Below are 20,334 nucleotides of genomic sequence, written 5' to 3'. Positions count from 1 at the left end.
TTTGCATCAGGCAAACACGAAATACTTGCGCACGGTCTCCACCACTTCCCAGGTGCCTTTCATCCCGGGCTCGATGACAAAAATGTCCCCAGCGCGCAGGTGGATCGGCGCCATGCCTTCGGGGGTGATGATGCAGTAGCCTTCCTGGAAATGGCAGTACTCCCACTTCACATATTCCACATACCACTTGCCCGGCGTGCAGATCCAGGTGCCCATGATCTTGCTGCCGTCTTCACTGGTGTAGGCGTTGAGGTTGACGGTGTGCGGGTCGCCTTCGAGCTTTTCCCATTTGCAGGCGTCGAGCACGGGCAGCGGGTGGGTGTCGCGAAGAACGGTAATCGGTGCGGTCATGATGACTCCGGGCAGTGGGCTCAAGAACTGAAGTCGCACCCTATAGCGCCTGTCCGTGGGTCAGTTGTCTGTGCTCGACACTGAGCTGTCCAGAAACGCACAGCCCTCAGAGACGGGTCAACGGGCAGTCGAGCCTGGATTGTTCGAGACTGTTTTCGAGCTCGACCAATTGCGCGTGCTGTTGCGACAGCGCCGCTATCCGTTCGGCGATTTCCTGTTTTTTGCTGGCGATGACCTGATGAGCCCGTTCCCATGGCAATTGAGGGCCCTGATGTCCGGCGAAGGCTGACTGCAATTCCTTGAGTCTGAAACCCAGCTGCTGCGCACATTTGATGAACATCAGCAGATCGACGCTGTGCTGGTCATAGATGCGGTACTTGCCCTGACGTCGGGCAGCAGGCAGCAGGCCAATCGACTCGTAGTGACGGATGCTTTTGACAGTGGTTCCGGAACGTTGCGCGGCTTGGCCGATGTACATGGGAGGGTCCTTTTCTCCGAGGATAAAGCTCGGCGCATTATCGACCGACTCAAGCGCTGGCGATAGCTTCGGCCTGGCGTAACCAGGCCGCATGCCGGTCGGCGCTGGCGCCGAGAATGGGCCCGAAGGTGAGGGTGCGGGTTGGCTTGATGCCACAGAATTCCAGCGTGGTTTTACGGACCTGATGCAATCCGGGCATGCGGTAGATCCAGCGGTAGTACCAGGGCGGCGTGTCCATCGTCACCAGCAGGTGGGCGGTTCGGCCGCGCAGGAGTTTGTCGGGGAAGGCTTTGCCCTGGCGATACCTGAAGGCAAAACCCGGCAAGAACACCCGGTCGAAAAAGCCCTTGAGCAAGGCCGGTACGCCACCCCACCAGATCGGATAAACCAGCGTCAGCTGTTCGGCCCACAGAATGTCGGCCTGGGCGTTATGCAAGTCGGCCTCCAGCGGCTGGACCTGCTGGTAGCCTTCGCGCAGCACCGGGTCAAAATCCAGGGTGCCGAGAAACAACTGCCGCACCTCATGCCCGGCGCGCACGGCCGACTGCGAGTAACGCTCGGCAAGGGCGGCGCAGAAGCTGTTGCTGGACGGATGCCCGAGGATCACCAGTATTCGTTTACCCATCATCGCTGTCCTTGAAGATCAAACCTCAAGGATAAAGTCTGCCCCTCAGGGGAGAGTCAAGGCGTGCAGCAGGGCCTTGGCATAACCGGGCAATGCGGCGAAGTCCCGTGCACAGAGCAACAGTTTGCGTTGGCCCCAGGCTTCCTGCAGGCCGAGGCTCTTGAAGGGCAGTCCGCCTGACCCGCGATCGACCGCGGCCAGCGGCACAATCGCCAGGCCCGCCCCACGGGCGACCATGCGCATCACGCCATCGAAGCCATCGGCGCGGATGCGAATCTGCATGCGCAGGCCGGCGTGCAGCGCCTGTTCTTCGAGATACACCGCCAGCGCGCTGTTGGCATTCAGGCCGACGTAGTCGTGATGCAGCGTGTCGGTGAAGCTCACCGAGGTTGCCTGTGCCAGGGAGTGATCGCGAGGCATGATCAGCACCAGCGGATCATCGCGGAACGCTCGGGTCTGCAAGTCATCGGTGTCCACCGCGTCGGAAACGATGCCCAGGTCCGCCGCGCCCTGGCGCAAGGCGTGGGTGATGCGGGCGCTGGGCAGTTCCTGCAGGTCGATGTCGAGGTTGGGATGGTTGTGCAGGAAGTCCGCGAGCAACTCCGGCAGGTACTCGGTGATCGCCGTGGTATTGCACAGCAGCCGCACCTGGCCTTTGACGCCCTTGGCGTATTCGGCCAGTTCCTGTTGCAGGCGTTCGGCCTGTTGCAGCAGAACCCGGGCGTGCCGGGCGAGGGCATCGCCGGCCGGTGTCGGGCTGACCCCGCGACGGTTGCGCTCCAGAAACTCGACGCCCAAAGATGCCTCCATGGCGCGAATCCGTGCGCTGGCCGCTGCGAGTGACAGATGACTGCGTGCGGCGCCGGCGGTGATGTTGCCGGTGTCGAGGATGTTCAGGTACAGGCGCAGGTCGGTCAGGTCGAAGTGCATCGTTTATCCTGGATTTTCTATTTTCTGGACCGACGCCTTCGCGAGCAGGCTCGCTCCCACATTGGGTATGTGATCGGCGCATAACCCCTGTGGGAGCGAGCCTGCTCGCGAAGAGGCCCGTTGCCGCAGCGAAACAATCAGCCTCTGTCAAAACAAGAGGCAACCTCAGTATATGGCAGATTTTCAATCAACCCCCGCGGGCCCACCATAGCCCCATGAACACACTCTCGGCGTTTTACCAGAATCTCGGATTGGCCTTGTCACTGCTGGTGATCGGCACCTTTGTACTGGCCGGCATGATCAAGGGCGTGATCGGCCTCGGCTTGCCCACGGTTGCCATGGGACTGCTGGGTCTGGCTATGGCACCGTCGCAGGCAGCCGCGCTATTGATCATTCCGGCAACGCTCACCAACGTCTGGCAACTGGCATTCGGCGGGCATTTGTCCGGGCTGGTCAAGCGACTGTGGCCGATGTTGCTGGCGATCTTTATCGGCACCGGGGCAGGCACAGTGTGGATCGGCATGAGCGGTGGCCATTGGGTGGTGCGAGGGTTGGGCGCTGCGTTGTTGCTGTATGCGCTGAGCGGATTGTGCATGCCGACCTTGCGCGTAGGACCCCAGCGTGAACGCTGGCTCGGTCCGCTGTGTGGCCTGCTGACCGGCGTCATCACTTCGGCCACCGGCGTGTTCGTGATTCCGGCGGTGCCCTACCTGCAAGCGCTGGGTTTGAGCCGGGACGAACTGGTGCAGGCGCTGGGCCTGTCGTTCACCGTCTCGACCCTGGCCCTGGCCGGTGGCTTATTATGGCGCGGCGCGCTCGGCGGGGGCGAGTTGAGCGCGTCGCTGCTGGCGCTGATCCCGGCCATGCTCGGCATGTGGCTGGGGCAATTGCTGCGCCAGCGGATCAGCGCCCTGTGGTTCAAGCGCGTGTTTTTCGTTGGCCTGGGGGTGCTTGGCGGCCATTTGCTGATCAGCGGCTAGCGGACGACGGGCTGATCATGTCGATGGCGCGGATTTCGAAGTCCTGTTCCAGGTATTCATCGCGCTGCTCGAGGAACTGCTTCATGTGCGGCAGGTTCGAGTGCACGTCCAGATGGGCCTGGGACTGCCAGATCTCGTAGAAGATGAACAGGGTCGGGTCCTGTTTATCGCGCAGCATGTGGTATTCGATGCAACCGGGTTCGGCGCGGCTTGCTTGCACGTAGCCGCTGAAAAACGCTTCGAAGGCGTCGGATTTTTCCGGACGGGTCTTGGCGTGCAGGATGAAGCCCTGGATTTCACTCATCTACATCTCTCCTCAGGTCAGAATGGGCGCCAGTCTAAGGCAACAATCACCTGTGGATTCGTGCTTGTGGGTCAAATGAATTTTGCCAAATCGACGCTTATTCCGCGCGAGGCCGATCGGTACTCTGCCGCCATCGAATTCCCGACCCTTCCCGAGACCTTCCATGAAAAAAGTCCTGTTGCTCAACGGCGGCAAACAATTTGCGCACTCCGACGGCCGCTACAACACCACCCTGCATGAAGCCGCTTTGAGCGTGCTGGATCGCGGTGGTGTGGATATCAAAACCACCTTCATCGACGAGGGCTACGACGTCGCCGAAGAAGTGGCCAAGTTTCTCTGGGCCGACGTGATCATTTACCAGATGCCCGGCTGGTGGATGGGCGCGCCGTGGACCGTGAAGAAGTACATCGATGAAGTCTTCACCGAAGGTCATGGCAGCCTCTACGCCAGCGACGGCCGCACCCGTTCCGACGCCTCGCAGAAATACGGCAGCGGCGGCCTGATCCACGGCAAGCAGTACATGTTGTCACTGACCTGGAACGCCCCGCAGCAAGCCTTCGACGACCCGACCGATTTCTTCGAAGCCAAAGGTGTGGACGCGGTGTACTTTCCGTTCCACAAGGCCAACGAGTTCCTTGGCATGACCGGTCTGCCGACGTTCCTCTGTGTGGACGTGATGAAGCGCCCGAACATCGAAGGCGATGTGGCGCGTTATGAGCAGCATTTGACTGAGGTGTTTGGCCTGTCGGCGTAACCGTTTGGGGCTACTATCGATTGTTTGAGTCAGGCACAGTTTCTGTGGCGAAGGAGCTTTTGTGGCGAGGGGGCTTGCCCCCGTTCGGCGGCGAAGCCGTCGTAAAGTCGCTTAACGCGCGACTTCCTGAACCACCGCGTTAGTGGGTTTTGGGTCCGCTTCGCGGACCAACGGGGGCAAGCCCCCTCGCCACAATGGTTTCTCTGTGCCCAGAAGAACGGCGCACTATCGATAAGGGACACACGTGAAAGCCAGATCCGATGAATTGCAGATATTCGTCTGCGTGATTGAATGCGGGTCGATTTCCGCGGCGGCCGAGCAGGTCGGGCAAACGCCTTCGGCGGTCAGCCGTACGCTGTCGCGGTTGGAGGCCAAGCTCGACACCACCTTGATCAATCGCACCACGCGACGCATGGACCTGACCGAGGAGGGCAAGTATTTCTTCGAGCACGCCAAGCGCATTCTCGATCAGATGGACGAGCTCGAAGAGCGCCTGTCCTCACGCCAGCAAACGCCGTCCGGGCGGCTGCGGATCAACGCGGCATCACCCTTCATGCTGCACGCCATCGTGCCCTACATCGATGAATTCCGCAGGCTCTACCCGGACATCCAGCTCGAACTCAACAGCAATGACTTGATCATCGACCTGCTGGAGCAGAGCACCGACATCGCCATTCGCATCGGCACCCTGACCGACTCGACACTGCATGCCCGCTCCCTGGGTTGCAGCCCGCTGCACATCGTCGCCAGCCCGGCCTACCTGGAAAAGCACGGCACACCGCAAGCCGTGGCTGACCTGGCCAACCATACGCTGCTGGGGTTCACCCAGAACGAAGGCCTCAACCAATGGCCGCTGCGTTACGTGCATGGTGATCGCTGGCCGATCCAGGCGTCGATCAGCGCCTCCAGCGGCGAGACCATCCGCCATCTGGCACTGGACGGCCAGGGCATCGCCAGCCTGTCGCACTTCATGACCATCGAGGACATTCGTGCCGGACGCTTGAAAGTGTTGCTGGCCGAATTCAACAGCGGCTACCGCCAGCCGATCAATGCGGTGTACTACCGTAACTCGCAGCTGGCCTTGCGGATTCAATGCTTCCTGGATTTTATCCAGGGCAAATTGGCGGATTACGCGAGCGCGGATTTCAAAGGCTGATTCGTGACCCCTGCGCAAAAGTGAATTGGGTCAGAGGGCATTTTTCGGCGGTGATCGCTACCGGATACTCCTTGCATCACTTATCCACGCAGGGAGTTTCTCCATGAACGTATTCGTTACCGGCGCTGCCGGATTTATCGGCGGTTCCATCGCCACGGGCCTGGTCCAGGCCGGCCACGTTGTCACCGGTCTGGTGCGCAGCGCCGAACAGGCCGATGAGCTGCGTGCACTGGGCATTTCTGCGGTGGTGGGCAGTCTGGACGACCGCGACCTGTTGACCGATCAGGCGCTCGCTGCCGATGCAGTGATCAACGCGGCCAGCAGCGATCATCGTGGCGCAGTGGAAGCCTTGCTCGATGCCTTGCGCGGTTCTGGCAAGGTGTTCCTGCACACCAGCGGCTCGAGCATTGTCGGTGATGCCTCGGGCGGCCAATCCAGTGATGTCATCTACTTCGAAGACGACCTGCCGGAACCGACCGTCGACAAGGCGGCGCGCGTGGCCATCGATAACCTGATCCTGGCGGCAGCCATGGAAGGTGTGAACTCGGCAGTGATCTGCAACACCTTGATCTACGGCCACAGCCTGGGCGTCCATCGCCACAGCGTGCAGCTGCCGCGCCTGCTCAAACAGGCGCGCAAAAGCGGCGTGGTGCGCCATGTCGGCACGGGCCGCAACATCTGGTCCAACGTGCACATCGAGGACGTGGTTGCGCTGTACCTGCTGGCGCTGACCAAAAATGTACCGGGCACCTTCTACTTCGTTGAAAGCGGTGAAGCGTCGTTCATCGACATGACCACGGCGATGGCCCGGGCGCTCAACCTGGGCGAGCCGCAGGATTGGCCGCTCAAGGATGCCGAAGCCGAGTGGGGCTACGAAATGGCCAACTATGGTCTGGGTTCCAACAGTCGGGTGCGTGGCAAGCATGCGCGGGAACTGTTGGGCTGGGTGCCGAAGCGCACTTCGGTGATTGAGTGGATTCGCGACGAGATGGTTTGAGTTCGCGTTAGACCGCGTCATCGTTCATCGCGGGCAAGCCACGCTCCCACAGGTTTTGTGTTGTTCGCCCATTTTGTGAACGACACAAAACCTGTGGGAGCGGGCTTGCCCGCGATGGCATTTTCGATGACACAGATGATGGTCGGGCCGTCCTCGATTCCGTAACATCCGCACACTCTTTTTCGTCTCTCCCTGTGTGCGGTCTCCCCCCATGAAAGCAAAACGTCTACGCGCCGATGTCCTGGCCGGGCTTACCACGTCCTTCGCCCTGTTGCCCGAGTGCATCGCTTTCGCGCTGGTGGCGCACCTCAATCCGCTGATGGGCCTCTATGGCGCATTCATCATCTGCACCCTGACCGCGCTGTTCGGCGGGCGACCGGGCATGGTGTCCGGCGCGGCCGGCTCGATGGCCGTGGTGATCGTCGCGCTGGTGGTACAACACGGTGTGCAGTACTTGCTGGCCACGGTGTTGCTGGGCGGGCTGATCATGATGGCGTTCGGGCTGCTCAAGCTCGGCAAGCTGGTGCGCATGGTGCCGCACCCGGTGATGCTCGGCTTCGTCAACGGCCTGGCGATCATCATTGCCCTGGCGCAACTGGAGCATTTCAAGGACGGTGAGGCCTGGCTCAGCGGCACGCCGCTGTACATGATGCTCGGCCTGGTCGCGGTGACCATGGCCGTTGTCTACGTGCTGCCGCGCCTGACCCGCACCGTGCCGCCGGCGCTGGTAGCGATTCTCGGTGTGGGCCTGGCGGTGTATCTGCTTGGCTTGCCAACCCGCACCCTGGGCGACATGGCGCACATTGCCGGTGGCCTGCCGACGCTGGCGCTGCCGGACATTGCGTGGAACCTGGACACCCTGCGCATCATCGCGCCCTACGCGATCCTGATGGCGCTGGTCGGTTTGCTGGAAACCCTGTTGACCCTCAACCTCACCGACGAAATCACCGAGAGCCGTGGCTATCCGGACCGCGAGTGTGTGGCGCTGGGGGCGGCGAATGTGGTGTCCGGTGCGTTCGGCGGCATGGGCGGTTGCGCCATGATCGGCCAGACCGTGATCAACCTCAGTTCCGGCGGTCGCGGGCGCTTGTCCGGGGTGGTGGCCGGGGTGTCGATCCTGCTGTTCATCCTGTTTCTGTCGCCGCTGATCGAGCGCATTCCATTGGCCGCGCTGGTCGGGGTGATGTTCGTGGTGTCGCAACAGACCTTCGCCTGGGCCTCGTTGCGGGTGCTGAACAAGGTGCCGCTCAACGACGTGCTGGTAATCATCGCGGTGACAGTGATTACCGTGTTCACCGACCTGGCCACCGCGGTGCTCTGCGGCATCATCATCGCGGCGCTGAACTTTGCCTGGCAACAGGCCCGCCAGCTGTATGCCGACAGTCATCTGGAGAACGACGGCAGCAAGCTGTACCGGGTGCATGGCACGCTGTTCTTCGCCTCGACCACACCCTTTCTCAATCAGTTCGATCCGGCCAACGACCCGGCGCAAGTGACCCTGGATTGCCAGCACCTGAGCTTCGTCGACTACTCGGCCATCGCCGCGCTGGGCACCTTGCGCGAGCGCTACGCCAAGGCCGGCAAGCACTTGCGAGTGCTGCACTTGTCCGAACGCTGCAAGAAATTGCTCAAGCGTGCCCGGATGCAGCACGACTGAGGTCAGTCATGCGATCTTTCCCACGCTGAGCGGGGAAAGATCGGTCTGTCGGCGATGAAAATTCGTACAGGCGACTTTCATAATTCGCGACACGCCATGCCTTTGCGCGACACCCCTTACCTCTGCACGAAAATTACTTTCACCTCGTTTGAAAATCACCTGCCGAAATGTTTTAAGAGTTTCACAAATATTTCGACGTGACCCTCTCGAGGAGTACCGCATGACCCTGTCCTTCGGCTATTGGCTGCTGGTGTATGCCGCCGTTGCCATCATCGCGCTGATCGTTCTGATCGCCCGTTACCGGCTCAATCCGTTCATTGTCATCACCCTGATTTCCCTTGGCCTGGCGCTGGTCGCCGGGATGCCTCCGTCCGGCGTGGTGGGGGCGTACGAGGCCGGTGTCGGCAAAACCCTGGGGCACATCGCACTGGTGGTGGCGCTGGGGACCATGCTCGGCAAGATGATGGCCGAGTCCGGCGGCGCCGAGCAGGTGGCGCGGACCTTGATCGACCGCTTTGGCGAGAAGAACGCGCATTGGGCGATGGTGACCATCGCGTTTCTGGTCGGGCTGCCGCTGTTCTTCGAAGTCGGTTTCGTCTTGCTGGTGCCGATTGCCTTTACCGTGGCGCGGCGCGTGGGCGTGTCGATCCTGATGGTCGGCTTGCCGATGGTCGCCGGGCTCTCGGTGGTGCATGCGCTGGTGCCGCCACACCCGGCGGCGATGCTGGCGGTGCAGGTGTATCAGGCGTCGGTGGGGCAGACGTTGATGTACGCGATCCTGATCGGCATTCCGACCGCGATCATTGCCGGTCCCCTGTACGCCAGGTTCATCGTGCCGCGCATTCAGCTGCCGGCGGAAAACCCGCTGGAGCGCCAGTTCCTCGAGCGTGAACCGCGCGACAGCCTGCCGGGCTTCGGCATCACCATGGCGACCATCCTGCTGCCGGTGGTGCTGATGCTGATCGGCGGCTGGGCCAATCTGATTTCCACGCCGGGTAGTGGTTTCAACCAGTTCCTGCTGTTCATCGGTAACTCGGTGATCGCGTTGTTGCTGGCCACCTTGCTGAGCTTCTGGACCCTCGGCCTGGCCCAGGGCTTCAACCGCGAATCGATCCTCAAGTTCACCAACGAATGCCTGGCGCCGACCGCGAGCATCACCCTGCTGGTGGGCGCCGGTGGTGGCCTGAACCGGATTCTGGTGGACGCCGGCGTCACCGATCAAATTGTCGGCCTGGCCCACGAGTTTCACCTGTCGCCGCTGTTGATGGGCTGGCTGTTTGCTGCGCTGATGCGCATCGCCACCGGTTCTGCCACTGTGGCCATGACCACCGCTTCAGGCGTGGTCGCACCGGTGGCCATTGGTCTGGGTTATCCCCATCCGGAGCTGCTGGTGCTGGCGACGGGCGCCGGGTCGGTTATCTTTTCCCACGTTAACGACGGCGGTTTCTGGTTGATCAAGGAATACTTCAACATGACCGTTGCCCAAACCTTCAAGACCTGGACCGTGCTCGAGACGTTGATCTCGGTCATTGCCTTCGGACTGACCGTTGGCCTTTCCTACCTGATTTAGCCGGAGCCACTTGCATGGACATCCTCTACCAGATCCGCGCCCGCCAGGATTCCTTCAGCGCCGGTGAAGGACGCATCGCCCGCCTGATGCTCGACGACGTAGGCTTCGCCGCCTCCGCCAGCCTCGATGAGCTGGCGCTGCGGGCAGAGGTCAGCAGCGCCACGCTGTCGCGTTTCGCCCGTACGGTCGGTTGCAAGGATCTGCGTGATTTGCGCTTGCAACTGGCCCAGGCCAGCGGTGTCGGCAGCCGGTTTCTCGACCCGGCGGGCACCCCCGAGCAGTCGGCGTTCTACGGGCAGATTGTCGGTGACATCGAATCGACCTTGCGCCAGCACCTGGCGGCATTCGATGAGTCGCGTTTCGCCGATGCGGTCAAACTGCTGGGCAAGGCGCGGATGATCCACGCCTTCGGCATGGGCGGCTGCTCGACCCTGTGCAGCGATGAACTGCAAGTGCGCCTGGTGCGCCTGGGCTATCCGATCACGGCGTGCCACGATGCGGTGATGATGCGCGTCACCGCCGCCAGCCTCAGCGCCGAACAGGTGGTGATTGTCTGCTCGCTGACCGGGATCACCCCGGAACTGATTGAAACGGTGGAGCTGGCGCGCAACTACGGCGCGCGCATCCTGGCCATCACTCGCGGCGATTCGCCGCTGGCGCAACTGGCCGACATCGTCCTGCCGCTGCAAAGCGCCGAAACCTCGTTCATCTACAAACCCACGGCGGCGCGCTACGGCATGCTGCTGGCCATCGATGTGCTCGCCACCGAGCTGGCCCTGGCCAACCCTGAAGACAATCAAGAACGTCTGCGGCGGATCAAACTCGCCCTCGACGAATACCGCGGCGGCGACGATCACTTGCCGCTGGGAGACTGACATGCAGTACGACACGCTGATTCGCAACGCCCTGATCATCGACGGCAGCAACAGCCCCGGTTACCCCGCCGACGTGGCCATTCTCAACGGGCGCATCGAGCGTATCGGCGACTTGCGCGATGCCCGTGCCAACGAAGAAATCGACGCACAGGGCCATGTACTGGCGCCGGGTTTCATCGACGTGCACACCCATGACGACACTGTGGTCATTCGCCAACCGCAGATGCTGCCCAAGCTCAGCCAGGGCGTGACCACGGTGATCGTCGGCAACTGCGGGATCAGTGCTTCACCGGTGAGTTTGCGCGGTGATCCGCCGGATCCGATGAACCTGCTCGGCACGGCCGCTGCATTCGTTTATCCGACCTTCCGCGACTATCGGGCGGCGGTCGAAGCGGCGAACACCACGCTGAACGTCGCCGCTTTGGTGGGTCATACCGCGTTGCGCAGCAACCACCTCGACGATCTGTTGCGCACTGCCACAAGCGAAGAAATCGCCGCGATGCGTGAGCAGCTGCACGAGAGCCTTGAGGCTGGCGCCTTGGGCCTGTCCACCGGCCTTGCCTATGCCAGCGCTTTCTCGGCATCGACCGATGAAGTGATGCAACTGACCGAAGAGTTGACCGCGTTCGGCGCGGTCTACACCACCCATTTGCGCAGTGAATTCGAGCCGGTGCTGGAGGCCATGGACGAGGCGTTCCGGATCGGTCGCCATGCGCAAAGCCCGGTGATCATTTCCCACCTCAAATGCGCCGGAGCCGGTAACTGGGGGCGCAGTCCGCAGTTGCTGGCGTCCCTGGAAGAAGCAGCGAAATCGCACCCCGTGGGCTGCGATTGCTATCCCTATGCCGCGAGCTCATCGACCCTGGACCTCAAGCAGGTGACCGATGCCCACCGCATCACCATCACCTGGTCGACGCCGCACCCGGAGATGGGCGGCCGCGACCTGATGGACATCGCCGCCGAATGGAACCTGTCGTTGCTCGATGCCGCCCGCCAACTGCAACCGGCCGGTGCGGTGTACTACGGCATGGATGAGGCGGATGTGCGCCGGATCCTCGCGCATCCGCTGTCGATGGTCGGCTCCGACGGCTTGCCGGAAGACCCGTTCCCACACCCACGCCTGTGGGGCGCATTCCCTCGGGTACTCGGACATTTCAGCCGTGACGTAGGACTGTTCCCGCTGCACACCGCCGTGCACAAAATGACCGGGCTGTCGGCGGCGCGTTTCGGTTTGAAGGAACGCGGTGAAATCCGCGAAGGCCATTGGGCCGACCTGGTGTTGTTCGATCCGGCGACCATCCGGGATGTTGCCGACTTCAACGATCCGCAGCGGGCGGCACAAGGTATCGAGGGCGTATGGGTCAATGGCGTGTTGAGTTACCGCGATGGCCAGGCCAACGGGCGCAGGGAAGGGCGGTTTTTGGCGCGGCAAGGGGATTTGCGTGACGGGTTTTCAGTGAGTTTCGCGGATTGCGTCACAATGATGGCACTTTGAGATTAAAGATTGGCATTTCCGCGCCGAAGGACTGACATCAAACCCGACTACCATTGCGGGTCGGTACGTCTGTGTAGGCGCGAGCTTGCTCGCGATGGACAAAAGAGCGCCGCGTTTATCCAGTAGAGACGCGTCATCGTTAACGACCATCGCGAGCAAGCTCGCTCCTACAGGTCTTTCATTGTCTGGGAGCAATCCGATGAGCTTCGGCAAAACCACTCCGGTCCTGCGTATTTTCGACGAAGCCAAGGCAGTGGAGTTCTACGTCGACTTCCTCGGTTTCAAGATCGACTGGCAACATCGACTTGAAGCGGATTTCCCGCTGTACCTGCAAATCTCCCGTGGCGATTGTGTGCTGCATTTGTCCGAACACCATGGCGACAGCACGCCGGGTTCTGCGCTGCGGATCGAGACGGATGAGCTGGAGCAGTTTCAACAGCAACTGTTGGCCAGGGAATACAGGTTTTCCCATCCACAGATTCAGGCCATGCCCTGGGGCAGCCAGGACATGACCATCGCCGACCCGTTCGGCAATCGGCTGGTGTTCACCAACGCGATCAGTCTCTGAGCCTACAACCCCTGAGCCTTCAGCCTTCGTTCGGCACCCGGTGGGTTTGGCGGAACTCGCCGGGCGGCATCCCGCGCCGGCTTTTGAAGGTGCGGTGAAACGAGCGGGGTTCGGTGAAGCCCAGGTACTGGGCGATGTCCTGAATCGGCAGGGTGCTGTTGAGCAGGTAATGCTCGGCCAGTTCCTGGCGCAGGTCATCGAGGATCTGCTGGTACGACGTACCGGCCTGATGCAGCTGGCGTTGCAGCGTGCGCACGGACACGGCGAGATGCTCGGCCACCTGCTCCTTGCGTGGCAGGCCCTCCTTGAGCAGCTGGCGCAGGATGCTTTTGACCCGCTGTTCCAGCGAGGCGTCCTCCAGTGTGGCCATCAACCCTTGGGCATGTTCCTCCAGCGTGCGCAGCAATTGCGCATCGGCCTGGCGCAAGGGCAACTGCAAATATGGCAACGGCACAATCAGCGCCGAATAAGGCTGGTCGAACAGTACCGGACAGTCGAAGAACTGCTCGTACTCTGCCAGCGTCGTGTCGGCCGGGCAGGCATGTTCCAGCCAGACGGCGGCCGGCGACATTTGCGTGTCGGCGATCCAGCGCGCGTATTGCAGCCAGGAGCCGAGCACGTTTTCCACCAGGTGCCGGCGAATTCGCGGGCGTTGATGGCGGCAGGTCCAGATCAGGTGCACGTCGCTGCCTTGCACCTCGGCGCGGCTGACGCCCATGTCTCCCACCAGTTTCTCGAACGGCATGATGCGGCTCATCGCATCGCCCAGTGTCGCGCAGTTCATGGTGATGTAACCCAGCACGCTCCAGGAGTTGGGCAACACAAAACGCGCGGCGTTGAGACCGAACAACGGATCGCCCGAATGTTCGCAGAAATAATCGAGCAGCCGTTCATGGGCTTCACCGGGCAACCGCAGGCTGTTGTCGCTCAACTGCTGTGCCTGCAACCCGGCAGCCGCCAACGCAGGCTCGATGGCCATGCCCAGTTGTTCGGCATGACGCAGGTACTTGAGCAGCGGCGGAACGGAGGTGAAGCCCAGGGATTGCATGATCGTATTCCTTTGATCAAGGCCCGCGTGCGCGGATGAATGCCCTGAAAGGTAATTTGAAACCACGGCTAAAGTAAATGGCTGACGCCTGCGCGACGTTTGACTCAATTGGCTACTCGAACTGGCCCGATGCGACCGTGACACTTTTCGGCGGCTGACTAGTATGGGGGCCTGAAATATCACTGATAAGAACCGCAAAAGGACACACGCATGCGACGCTGGAACGGCTGGGGAGATGCAACCACGGTGGTCGAACTGCCGGCCCAGGGCGCGAGCTTTCTCGCCCGGCGGGTAGGTGACGGTCGAGCGCTGCCCGACGCGACGCTTGAGACGGCATTGGCCCGCGTGCCCCCGTCGCGGTTGCAGCAGCACTTCCTGTACAGCGTGGATGCCCATGATCGTTTGCTGCATGCTCGCGGCCAGAGCCTGCCGGACTGGCTGGCGTTGCGTGAGGGCGAGCTGGGCAATTATCCCGACGCCGTGGCCTATCCCACGAGCGCTGAACAGATTCGCCGTTTACTGCTGCTCGCCCATGAACAGGACCTGTGCCTGATTCCCTATGGCGGCGGCACCTCGGTGGCCGGTCACATCAACCCGCCGAGTTCCGTGCGGCCGGTGGTGACGGTTTCCCTGGCCCGCATGAGTCGCCTGCTGGACCTCGACGAACAGAGCCTGCTGGCCACCTTCGGCCCCGGCACCAGTGGACCGCAGGTGGAAAGTCAGTTGCGCGCCCGTGGTTACACCCTGGGGCACTTCCCTCAGTCGTGGGAGCTGTCGACCCTGGGCGGTTGGGTCGCCAGCCGCTCCAGTGGCCAGCAGTCATTGCGTTATGGGCGGATCGAGCAACTGTTCGCCGGCGGAACCCTGGAAACCTTTGCCGGACCTTTGGAAATACCCTCCTTTCCGGCGTCGGCGGCCGGCCCCGATCTGCGCGAAGTGGTGTTGGGCTGTGAGGGCCGTTTCGGGATCATTTCCGAGGTCAAGGTACGGGTCAGCGCACTGCCCGCCGATGAACGTTTCTACGGTGTGTTCCTGCCCGATTGGCCCAAAGCGCTGCAAGCCATCCGCCAGCTGGCCCAGGCGCGCGTGCCGCTGTCGATGCTGCGCCTGTCCAACGCGGTGGAAACCGAAACCCAGCTGGCGCTGGCCGGTCACCCGCAGCAGATCGCCTGGCTGGAAAAGTACCTGGCCCTGCGCGGCGCCGGTGAGGGCAAATGCCTGCTGACGTTCGGCGTGACCGGCAACCGTCGGCAAAATGCGCTGTCCCTGCGTCAGGCCCGGCAGCACCTCAAGGCGTTCGGCGGGGTGTTTACCGGCACCTTGCTCGGCAAGAAGTGGGCGCAGAACCGCTTCCGCTTTCCCTACCTGCGCGAGAACCTGTGGAACGCCGGTTACGTGGTCGACACCCTGGAAACGGCCACCGACTGGAGCAACGTCGATAACCTGCTCACGCTGATCGAAAGCAGCCTGCGTGACGCCTTGGCGGCGGAAGGCGAACGGGTCCACGTGTTCACCCACCTGTCCCACGTCTACGGCGAAGGGTCGAGCATCTACACCACCTACGTGTTTCGCCCGGCGGCGGATTACCCTGCCACCCTGGCGCGCTGGCAGGCACTCAAGCAGGCGGCCAGCCAGACCATCGTCGACAACCATGGCACCATCAGTCACCAGCATGGCGTGGGCAAGGACCATGCGCCGTACCTGCTGCGTGAGAAGGGCGCGCTGGCGATGGACACCCTGCAGGCACTGAGTCGGCACTTCGATCCGGCCGGGCGACTGAACCCTGGCACGCTGTTGCAGGAGTGACGGCCATGAGCCTGGACTGGAACGCGGCGTGGCGTCAGCAGGTGCTGCCGACGCTGGCGGCTGAAACCTGGGACCTGATCGTCATCGGCGGCGGCATCAGCGGCGCCGGCATCCTGCGCGAAGCCGCGCGCCGAGGGTGGCGTTGCCTGCTGCTGGAGCAGCGCGATTTCGCCTGGGGCACCTCCAGCCGCTCTTCGAAAATGGTCCATGGCGGCTTGCGTTACATCGCCAAGGGCCAGTGGCGCCTGACCCGCGATTCGGTGCGCGAACGCCAGCGCCTGCTCGACGAAGCGCCGGGGCTGGTCGAACCGATGAGTTTCATGATGCCGCATTACCGTGGCGGTTTTCCCGGACCGCGGGTGTTGGGTGGATTGCTGTCCATCTATGACGCGTTGGCCGGGAGGCGCAGCCATCGCTTTCATGACGCGCAACAACTGCGTTATCTGGCCCCCGGGGTGAAGGAAGGTGACCTGCTGGGCGGCACCTGTTTTGTCGATGCGCTGACCGATGATGCCCGCCTGGTGATGCGCGTCTTGGGCGAGGCCCGGGCCGACGGCGCCGTGGTGCTCAACGGCGTGCGCGTGCAGCAATTGCTGCGTGAGGAGGGGCGCGTTTGCGGGGTTCAGGTCGAAGACTGCGAGGGGGGCGGATCACTGACAGTACGTTGTGGGGTGTTGGCTGTGGCCACCGGCGCGTGGGCCGAGCGTTTGCGCCTGCCCGATGCGCCTCGTCAGTTGCGCCCGTTGCGTGGCAGTCATCTGTTGTTGCCGGGCTGGCGCCTGCCCGTGGCGCAAGCCTTCACCTTCCTGCATGAGCGTGACCGTCGACCGGTGTTCGTTTTCCCTTGGGAGGGTGCCACGGTGGTCGGCACCACGGACCTCGATCATCGCGAGGATCTGGATCAAAGCGCGAGTATCAGCGCTGAGGAACTCGACTATCTGCTGGCAGCTTGCACTCAACAATTTCCCGGCGCTGAAGTGGACGCAGCCGATGTGCTGTCGACCTGGTCGGGCGTGCGCCCGGTGGTGGGCAGCGTGGCAGGTGAACTCAAGCCGTCGAATGAAACCCGTGAGCATGTGCTGTGGCAGGAGCCGGGTTGCGTGACCCTGGCCGGCGGCAAGCTGACCACCTTTCGCCCGCAAGCGATCGAAGTGCTCAGGGCCTGCGCGAGCATGCTCGAGCGGCCCTTCAATGATGACGCCGCGCCGGTGTTCGCCGTCGTGCCGCCGCTGGCGATACCGGGGCTCAGCGCCAGCCAGTGGCGGCGCCTGGCCGGGCGCCATGGTCGTGACCTGCCGAGGCTGGCGCAACTGATCGCCCGATTGGGCCATGAAACGGTAGGCGGCACGGACACCTTGTGGGCGGAACTGGCCGTTGCCTGCGAGGCGGAAATGGTTCTGCATCTCGATGACCTGCTGCTGCGCCGCACCCGCCTGGGCCTGCTGCTGCCGCGTGGCGGCGAGGATTGTTTCGCGGCCATTCGCCCACTCTGCCAGCCACGACTGGGCTGGGACGATGAGCGTTGGCAGCAGGAGATACAGCGTTATCGGGCGTTGTGGCAACGCCATCACGGATTGCCGGATGCCACGCATTGATGCCCATTGAAGAGAGCTCCATGGATAACCACCCGAACAAGCGTTACCTGTTGGCCATCGACAATGGCACCCAGAGCGTGCGCGCACTGCTCTTCGACCTGCAGGGCAATCTGCTGGGCAAAGGCAAGGTCGAGTTGCAGGCCTATTACTCGACGCAACCGGGGTGGGCCGAGCAAGACCCGGAGTATTACTGGGAAAAACTGGGTGAAGCCTGCCAGCAGGTGTGGCAGCAAACCGGGATCGATCGCTCGCAGATTGCCGGTGTGTCCCTGACCACCCAACGCGGCACGGTGATCAACGTCGATGCCCAGGGCAGGCCTTTGCGCCCGGCCATTCTGTGGCTCGATCAGCGTCAGAGCGAAGTCGAAGGCGGTATCAAGGGACCGTGGGGCTGGTTGTTCAAACTGGTCGGCGCGCAAGCCACGGTGGACTACTTCCGCGCCCAGGCCGAGGCCAACTGGATCGCCCGCCACCAGCCTGAGGTGTGGGCAGCGACGGACAAGTTCCTGCTGCTCTCGGGGTTTCTCACCCATCGTCTTTGTGGACGCTTTGTCGATTCCGTGGGCTGTTGCGTCGGTTACTTGCCCTTCGACTTCAAACGCCTGAAATGGGCCGCACCCACCGACTGGAAATGGCAGGCGCTGGCGGTGCGTCCCGAGCAACTGCCGAGCCTGCACAAGCCCGGTGAAACCCTCGGCTACATCAGCGCCGAGGCCAGCCGCCACACCGGCATTCCCGAGGGGCTGCCGCTGATTGCGGCAGGTGCCGACAAGGCCTGCGAAGTCGTGGGTTCCGGCGTCGTCGACGCCGGCACCGTGTGCCTGTCCTACGGCACCACGGCGACGATCACCAGCACCCGCTCGCGCTACCTGGAAATCGTCCCGTTGATTCCGCCTTACCCCTCGGCGGTGCCGGATCAGTTCAACTGCGAGGTGATGATCTATCGCGGCTACTGGATGGTCAGCTGGTTCAAGAATGAGTTCGGCCTGCGGGAAATGCAGCAGGCCAAAGCCCAGGGCGTGGAGCCCGAGCAACTCTTCGATGCGCTGGTCGAGGCCGTGCCGCCGGGCTCCATGGGGTTGATGCTGCAACCCTACTGGTCGCCCGGCATCCGCGAGCCGGGTGTGGAAGCCAAGGGCGCGATGATCGGCTTTGGCGACGTGCATACCCGCGCGCACATTTACCGGGCGATCCTCGAAGGCCTGGCATATGCCTTGCGCCAGGGCATGGAGAAGATCGAGAAGCGTTCGAGGGTCTCCGTCACGCGCTTGCGCGTCGCCGGTGGAGGCTCCCAGAGTGATGCCGCGATGCAACTCACGGCGAACATTTTCGGCCTGCCGGCCGAGCGTCCGCATGTCTACGAGGCGTCCGGCCTGGGCGCGGCCATTTGCTGCGCGGTGGGGCTGGGACTGCACGCGGATTTCCCCACGGCGATGGCCGCCATGACGCGGGTCGGAGCGGTCTTCCTGCCGCAACCCGAGGCGCAGCAGGTCTATGAGCGACTGTACAAAGAGGTCTACCTGCGCATGTATCGACAGCTCAAGCCGTTGTACCAGAGCATCCGCAAAATCACCGGTTACCCCGCTTAGGAAAACACCCGGGAACCCTGTGGGAGCGAGCTTGCTCGCGATGACGGCAGTACATTCGATATCAATGGTGACTGACCCACCGCCATCGCGAGCAAGCTCGCTCCCACATTGTCCGTGGTGTTTTTTGCGTCGTGCATGTGGCGCTATCGGAGAACTTTTCTGGTGAGATTGGACAGTGTCAGGGGCAGGGTCGGTTGTTAGGCTCAACCCTCACTGCACATCCAATAAGAACCAGGCAATGAAGCTGACATTCCTCCTGTTGCTGCTTTGTGGAACGGCGCCGACGGCGTGGGGCTGGTCCAACCATACGGTGGGCAGCTACCTGGCGTTGCAGGACCTGCCGGCCTTGCGCGACGCACCGCAGGTCGAGGTCGAGCCGCTGGAACAGTTTCTCTCGCAACAATACGAGGCCGTGAGCGCGTTGCTCGACGAGCAGGAGCGCTTCGCCCGCGGGCACTTCGCCCAGTACCCGCCGCGCCCCGACAACCTGCGATTGCCAGCCGTGCCTGGGGACAATCTGCGCCACGACTTCCTCACCGCACTGCGCATCAATCCCGGGATTCATCTGGCGATGGTCATCCAGCCGATGCCGGGCAAGGATCAACCCGAGCGTGAACACCTCAAGGCCGAGCAGGTCATGGTCGAGCAGACCCTGTCACCGTGGAATCGCCAGCGCTTCATCGTCGTAGCTGACCACGAACAAGTCGCGCCCCTGGCCGTATTGGCCAGCGCCGCCGATGAGCCTGACTACGGCCACGACATCAACCTGTTCAGCGATAACCCCGGCGACGTCGGCGCGCTGTACGGCTTCGGCCCGCAGCCGTTCGGTGATGCGCGGTTTCAGTACAGCTCCCAGGCACCGTTCCACATGGGGTTCTTCCATGAAAGCCCGGTGGTGTACGCCGCTGCCGGATTTCTCGAACGCAGTTGGCCCGACTGGCGCGCCTATCAATACATGGGATTGGCGCGACTGGCCTTTGCCACCGGCCATCCATATTGGGGTTATCGCTTTCTCGGTTGGGGCCTGCACCACATTCAGGACCTGACCCAGCCTTATCACGCCAAGCCATTGCCCGGTGTCGACCTCGCCAGCCTTCTTCTGCTGGAAGGCAAGGCACTGGCCGGTTTCGCGGCCGACAAGCAGGCGTCCATCGAACGCGTTGCGACCCGGCACATGGAAGTGGAGAAGTATCAGTCGAGCTGGTTGCGTCGTTTGCTGCGCACGGGCCAGCCCCATCCGATGCTCGACGCCTATGCCGATTCTGCCCAGGACGCCCGTTACCCGCCGTACTCGGTGGACTACCTGCGCGAAGTGGTGAGCGCCGAGTCCGTCGACGCGTCCGCAGCGTTCGATGAAGCCATCGGCCAATGGCTGGACACAGCACCGAGCACCGGCGATTTCAGCCGCGGTAATCAGCTGCAGCGCGAAGATTTCGACCATCCGGCACTTAACCGACAGCTGTTCAAACTGCTGGGACATTTCGGCGCGCACAGCCGGATTTATGCCGGTGCGGGATTGGCGCCCCAAGCCTCGCAGTAACGCACACAACAACAAT

The 20,334-nt window shown here is 62.5% G+C and carries 19 protein-coding genes; 13 read left to right on the top strand and 6 right to left on the bottom strand.

Features of this window, described 5'->3' with window-relative positions; translation table 11 throughout:
• Positions 1-6 precede the first annotated feature (6 nt).
• The 4 genes from KW841_RS25070 to KW841_RS25055 all read right to left on the bottom strand — a co-directional run bounded on the left by KW841_RS25070 (position 7) and on the right by KW841_RS25055 (position 2,384).
• Complete coding sequence (locus KW841_RS25070) at positions 7-351, bottom strand: cupin domain-containing protein (protein WP_007900627.1); 345 nt, start codon at positions 349-351, stop codon at positions 7-9.
• Positions 352-457: 106 nt separating this feature from the next.
• Positions 458-829 (bottom strand): MerR family transcriptional regulator, encoded by a 372-nt coding sequence (locus KW841_RS25065; protein ID WP_218480182.1) that lies wholly within the window; start codon positions 827-829, stop codon positions 458-460.
• Positions 830-878: 49 nt separating this feature from the next.
• Positions 879-1,457 (bottom strand): NAD(P)H-dependent oxidoreductase, encoded by a 579-nt coding sequence (locus KW841_RS25060; protein ID WP_218480181.1) that lies wholly within the window; start codon positions 1,455-1,457, stop codon positions 879-881.
• 42 nt (positions 1,458-1,499) lie between these two features.
• Positions 1,500-2,384 carry a LysR substrate-binding domain-containing protein gene (locus KW841_RS25055; protein ID WP_218480180.1) on the bottom strand — a complete coding sequence of 295 codons (885 nt, stop codon included), beginning with the start codon at positions 2,382-2,384 and terminating at the stop codon, positions 1,500-1,502.
• 215 nt (positions 2,385-2,599) lie between these two features.
• Between KW841_RS25055 and KW841_RS25050 the strand changes: the two genes are divergently transcribed.
• Positions 2,600-3,364, top strand: coding sequence for a sulfite exporter TauE/SafE family protein (locus tag KW841_RS25050; RefSeq protein WP_218480179.1), 765 nt, complete (start codon positions 2,600-2,602; stop codon positions 3,362-3,364).
• Here the strand turns inward: KW841_RS25050 and KW841_RS25045 are convergent.
• A complete protein-coding gene (locus KW841_RS25045) occupies positions 3,354-3,668 on the bottom strand; it encodes a putative quinol monooxygenase (protein ID WP_218480178.1) in 315 nt (104 codons plus the stop codon). The two genes, KW841_RS25050 and KW841_RS25045, sit on opposite strands and share 11 nt — an antisense overlap.
• Before the next feature lie 163 nt (positions 3,669-3,831).
• Here KW841_RS25045 and KW841_RS25040 point away from each other — a divergent pair, with 163 nt between their 5' ends.
• The 8 genes from KW841_RS25040 (at position 3,832) to KW841_RS25005 (ending at position 12,740) form a co-directional block, all read left to right on the top strand.
• Entirely contained in the window at positions 3,832-4,422 is a 591-nt protein-coding gene (locus KW841_RS25040; RefSeq protein ID WP_218480177.1) for an NAD(P)H-dependent oxidoreductase, read from the top strand.
• Between the two features lie 244 nt (positions 4,423-4,666).
• Positions 4,667-5,578, top strand: coding sequence for a LysR family transcriptional regulator (locus KW841_RS25035; protein WP_104450845.1), 912 nt, complete (start codon positions 4,667-4,669; stop codon positions 5,576-5,578).
• Between the two features lie 103 nt (positions 5,579-5,681).
• Positions 5,682-6,575, top strand: a complete 894-nt coding sequence (locus KW841_RS25030; protein ID WP_218480176.1) for an NAD-dependent epimerase/dehydratase family protein — start codon at positions 5,682-5,684, stop codon at positions 6,573-6,575.
• 211 nt (positions 6,576-6,786) lie between these two features.
• Positions 6,787-8,232: a SulP family inorganic anion transporter gene (locus tag KW841_RS25025; RefSeq protein ID WP_095965975.1), complete on the top strand. Its 1,446-nt coding sequence runs from the start codon at positions 6,787-6,789 to the stop codon at positions 8,230-8,232.
• Positions 8,233-8,452: 220 nt separating this feature from the next.
• Positions 8,453-9,802 (top strand): gluconate:H+ symporter, encoded by a 1,350-nt coding sequence (locus KW841_RS25020; protein ID WP_218480175.1) that lies wholly within the window; start codon positions 8,453-8,455, stop codon positions 9,800-9,802.
• Positions 9,803-9,816: 14 nt separating this feature from the next.
• On the top strand, positions 9,817-10,677 hold the full coding sequence (locus KW841_RS25015; RefSeq protein ID WP_007973204.1) for a MurR/RpiR family transcriptional regulator: 861 nt from the start codon (positions 9,817-9,819) through the stop codon (positions 10,675-10,677).
• 1 nt (position 10,678) lies between these two features.
• On the top strand, positions 10,679-12,172 hold the full coding sequence (locus tag KW841_RS25010; RefSeq protein ID WP_218480174.1) for an amidohydrolase family protein: 1,494 nt from the start codon (positions 10,679-10,681) through the stop codon (positions 12,170-12,172).
• A gap of 199 nt (positions 12,173-12,371) precedes the next feature.
• On the top strand, positions 12,372-12,740 hold the full coding sequence (locus tag KW841_RS25005) for a glyoxalase superfamily protein (RefSeq protein ID WP_104450850.1): 369 nt from the start codon (positions 12,372-12,374) through the stop codon (positions 12,738-12,740).
• Between the two features lie 19 nt (positions 12,741-12,759).
• On the opposite strand, the gene KW841_RS25000 is transcribed toward KW841_RS25005, so the two are convergent.
• Complete coding sequence (locus tag KW841_RS25000; protein ID WP_218480173.1) at positions 12,760-13,788, bottom strand: AraC family transcriptional regulator; 1,029 nt, start codon at positions 13,786-13,788, stop codon at positions 12,760-12,762.
• Positions 13,789-13,998: 210 nt separating this feature from the next.
• Between KW841_RS25000 and KW841_RS24995 the strand changes: the two genes are divergently transcribed.
• The 4 genes from KW841_RS24995 (at position 13,999) to KW841_RS24980 (ending at position 20,318) form a co-directional block, all read left to right on the top strand.
• The gene (locus tag KW841_RS24995) at positions 13,999-15,594 is read left to right on the top strand and encodes an FAD-binding oxidoreductase (RefSeq protein WP_218480172.1); all 1,596 of its coding nucleotides are present in this window, start codon (positions 13,999-14,001) and stop codon (positions 15,592-15,594) included.
• A gap of 5 nt (positions 15,595-15,599) precedes the next feature.
• Entirely contained in the window at positions 15,600-17,189 is a 1,590-nt protein-coding gene (locus KW841_RS24990; RefSeq protein WP_218480171.1) for a glycerol-3-phosphate dehydrogenase/oxidase, read from the top strand.
• Positions 17,190-17,209: 20 nt separating this feature from the next.
• Entirely contained in the window at positions 17,210-18,778 is a 1,569-nt protein-coding gene (locus tag KW841_RS24985; protein ID WP_218480170.1) for an FGGY-family carbohydrate kinase, read from the top strand.
• Between the two features lie 238 nt (positions 18,779-19,016).
• Positions 19,017-20,318 carry a phospholipase gene (locus tag KW841_RS24980; RefSeq protein WP_218480169.1) on the top strand — a complete coding sequence of 434 codons (1,302 nt, stop codon included), beginning with the start codon at positions 19,017-19,019 and terminating at the stop codon, positions 20,316-20,318.
• Positions 20,319-20,334: the final 16 nt, after the last annotated feature.

The organism is Pseudomonas sp. PDM28 (assembly GCF_019219115.1).
Taxonomy (GTDB): Bacteria; Pseudomonadota; Gammaproteobacteria; order Pseudomonadales; family Pseudomonadaceae; genus Aquipseudomonas; species Aquipseudomonas laurylsulfatiphila.
Note: the sequence above shows the minus strand (reverse complement) of the source record. Positions and strands in the feature narration are given on the sequence as shown.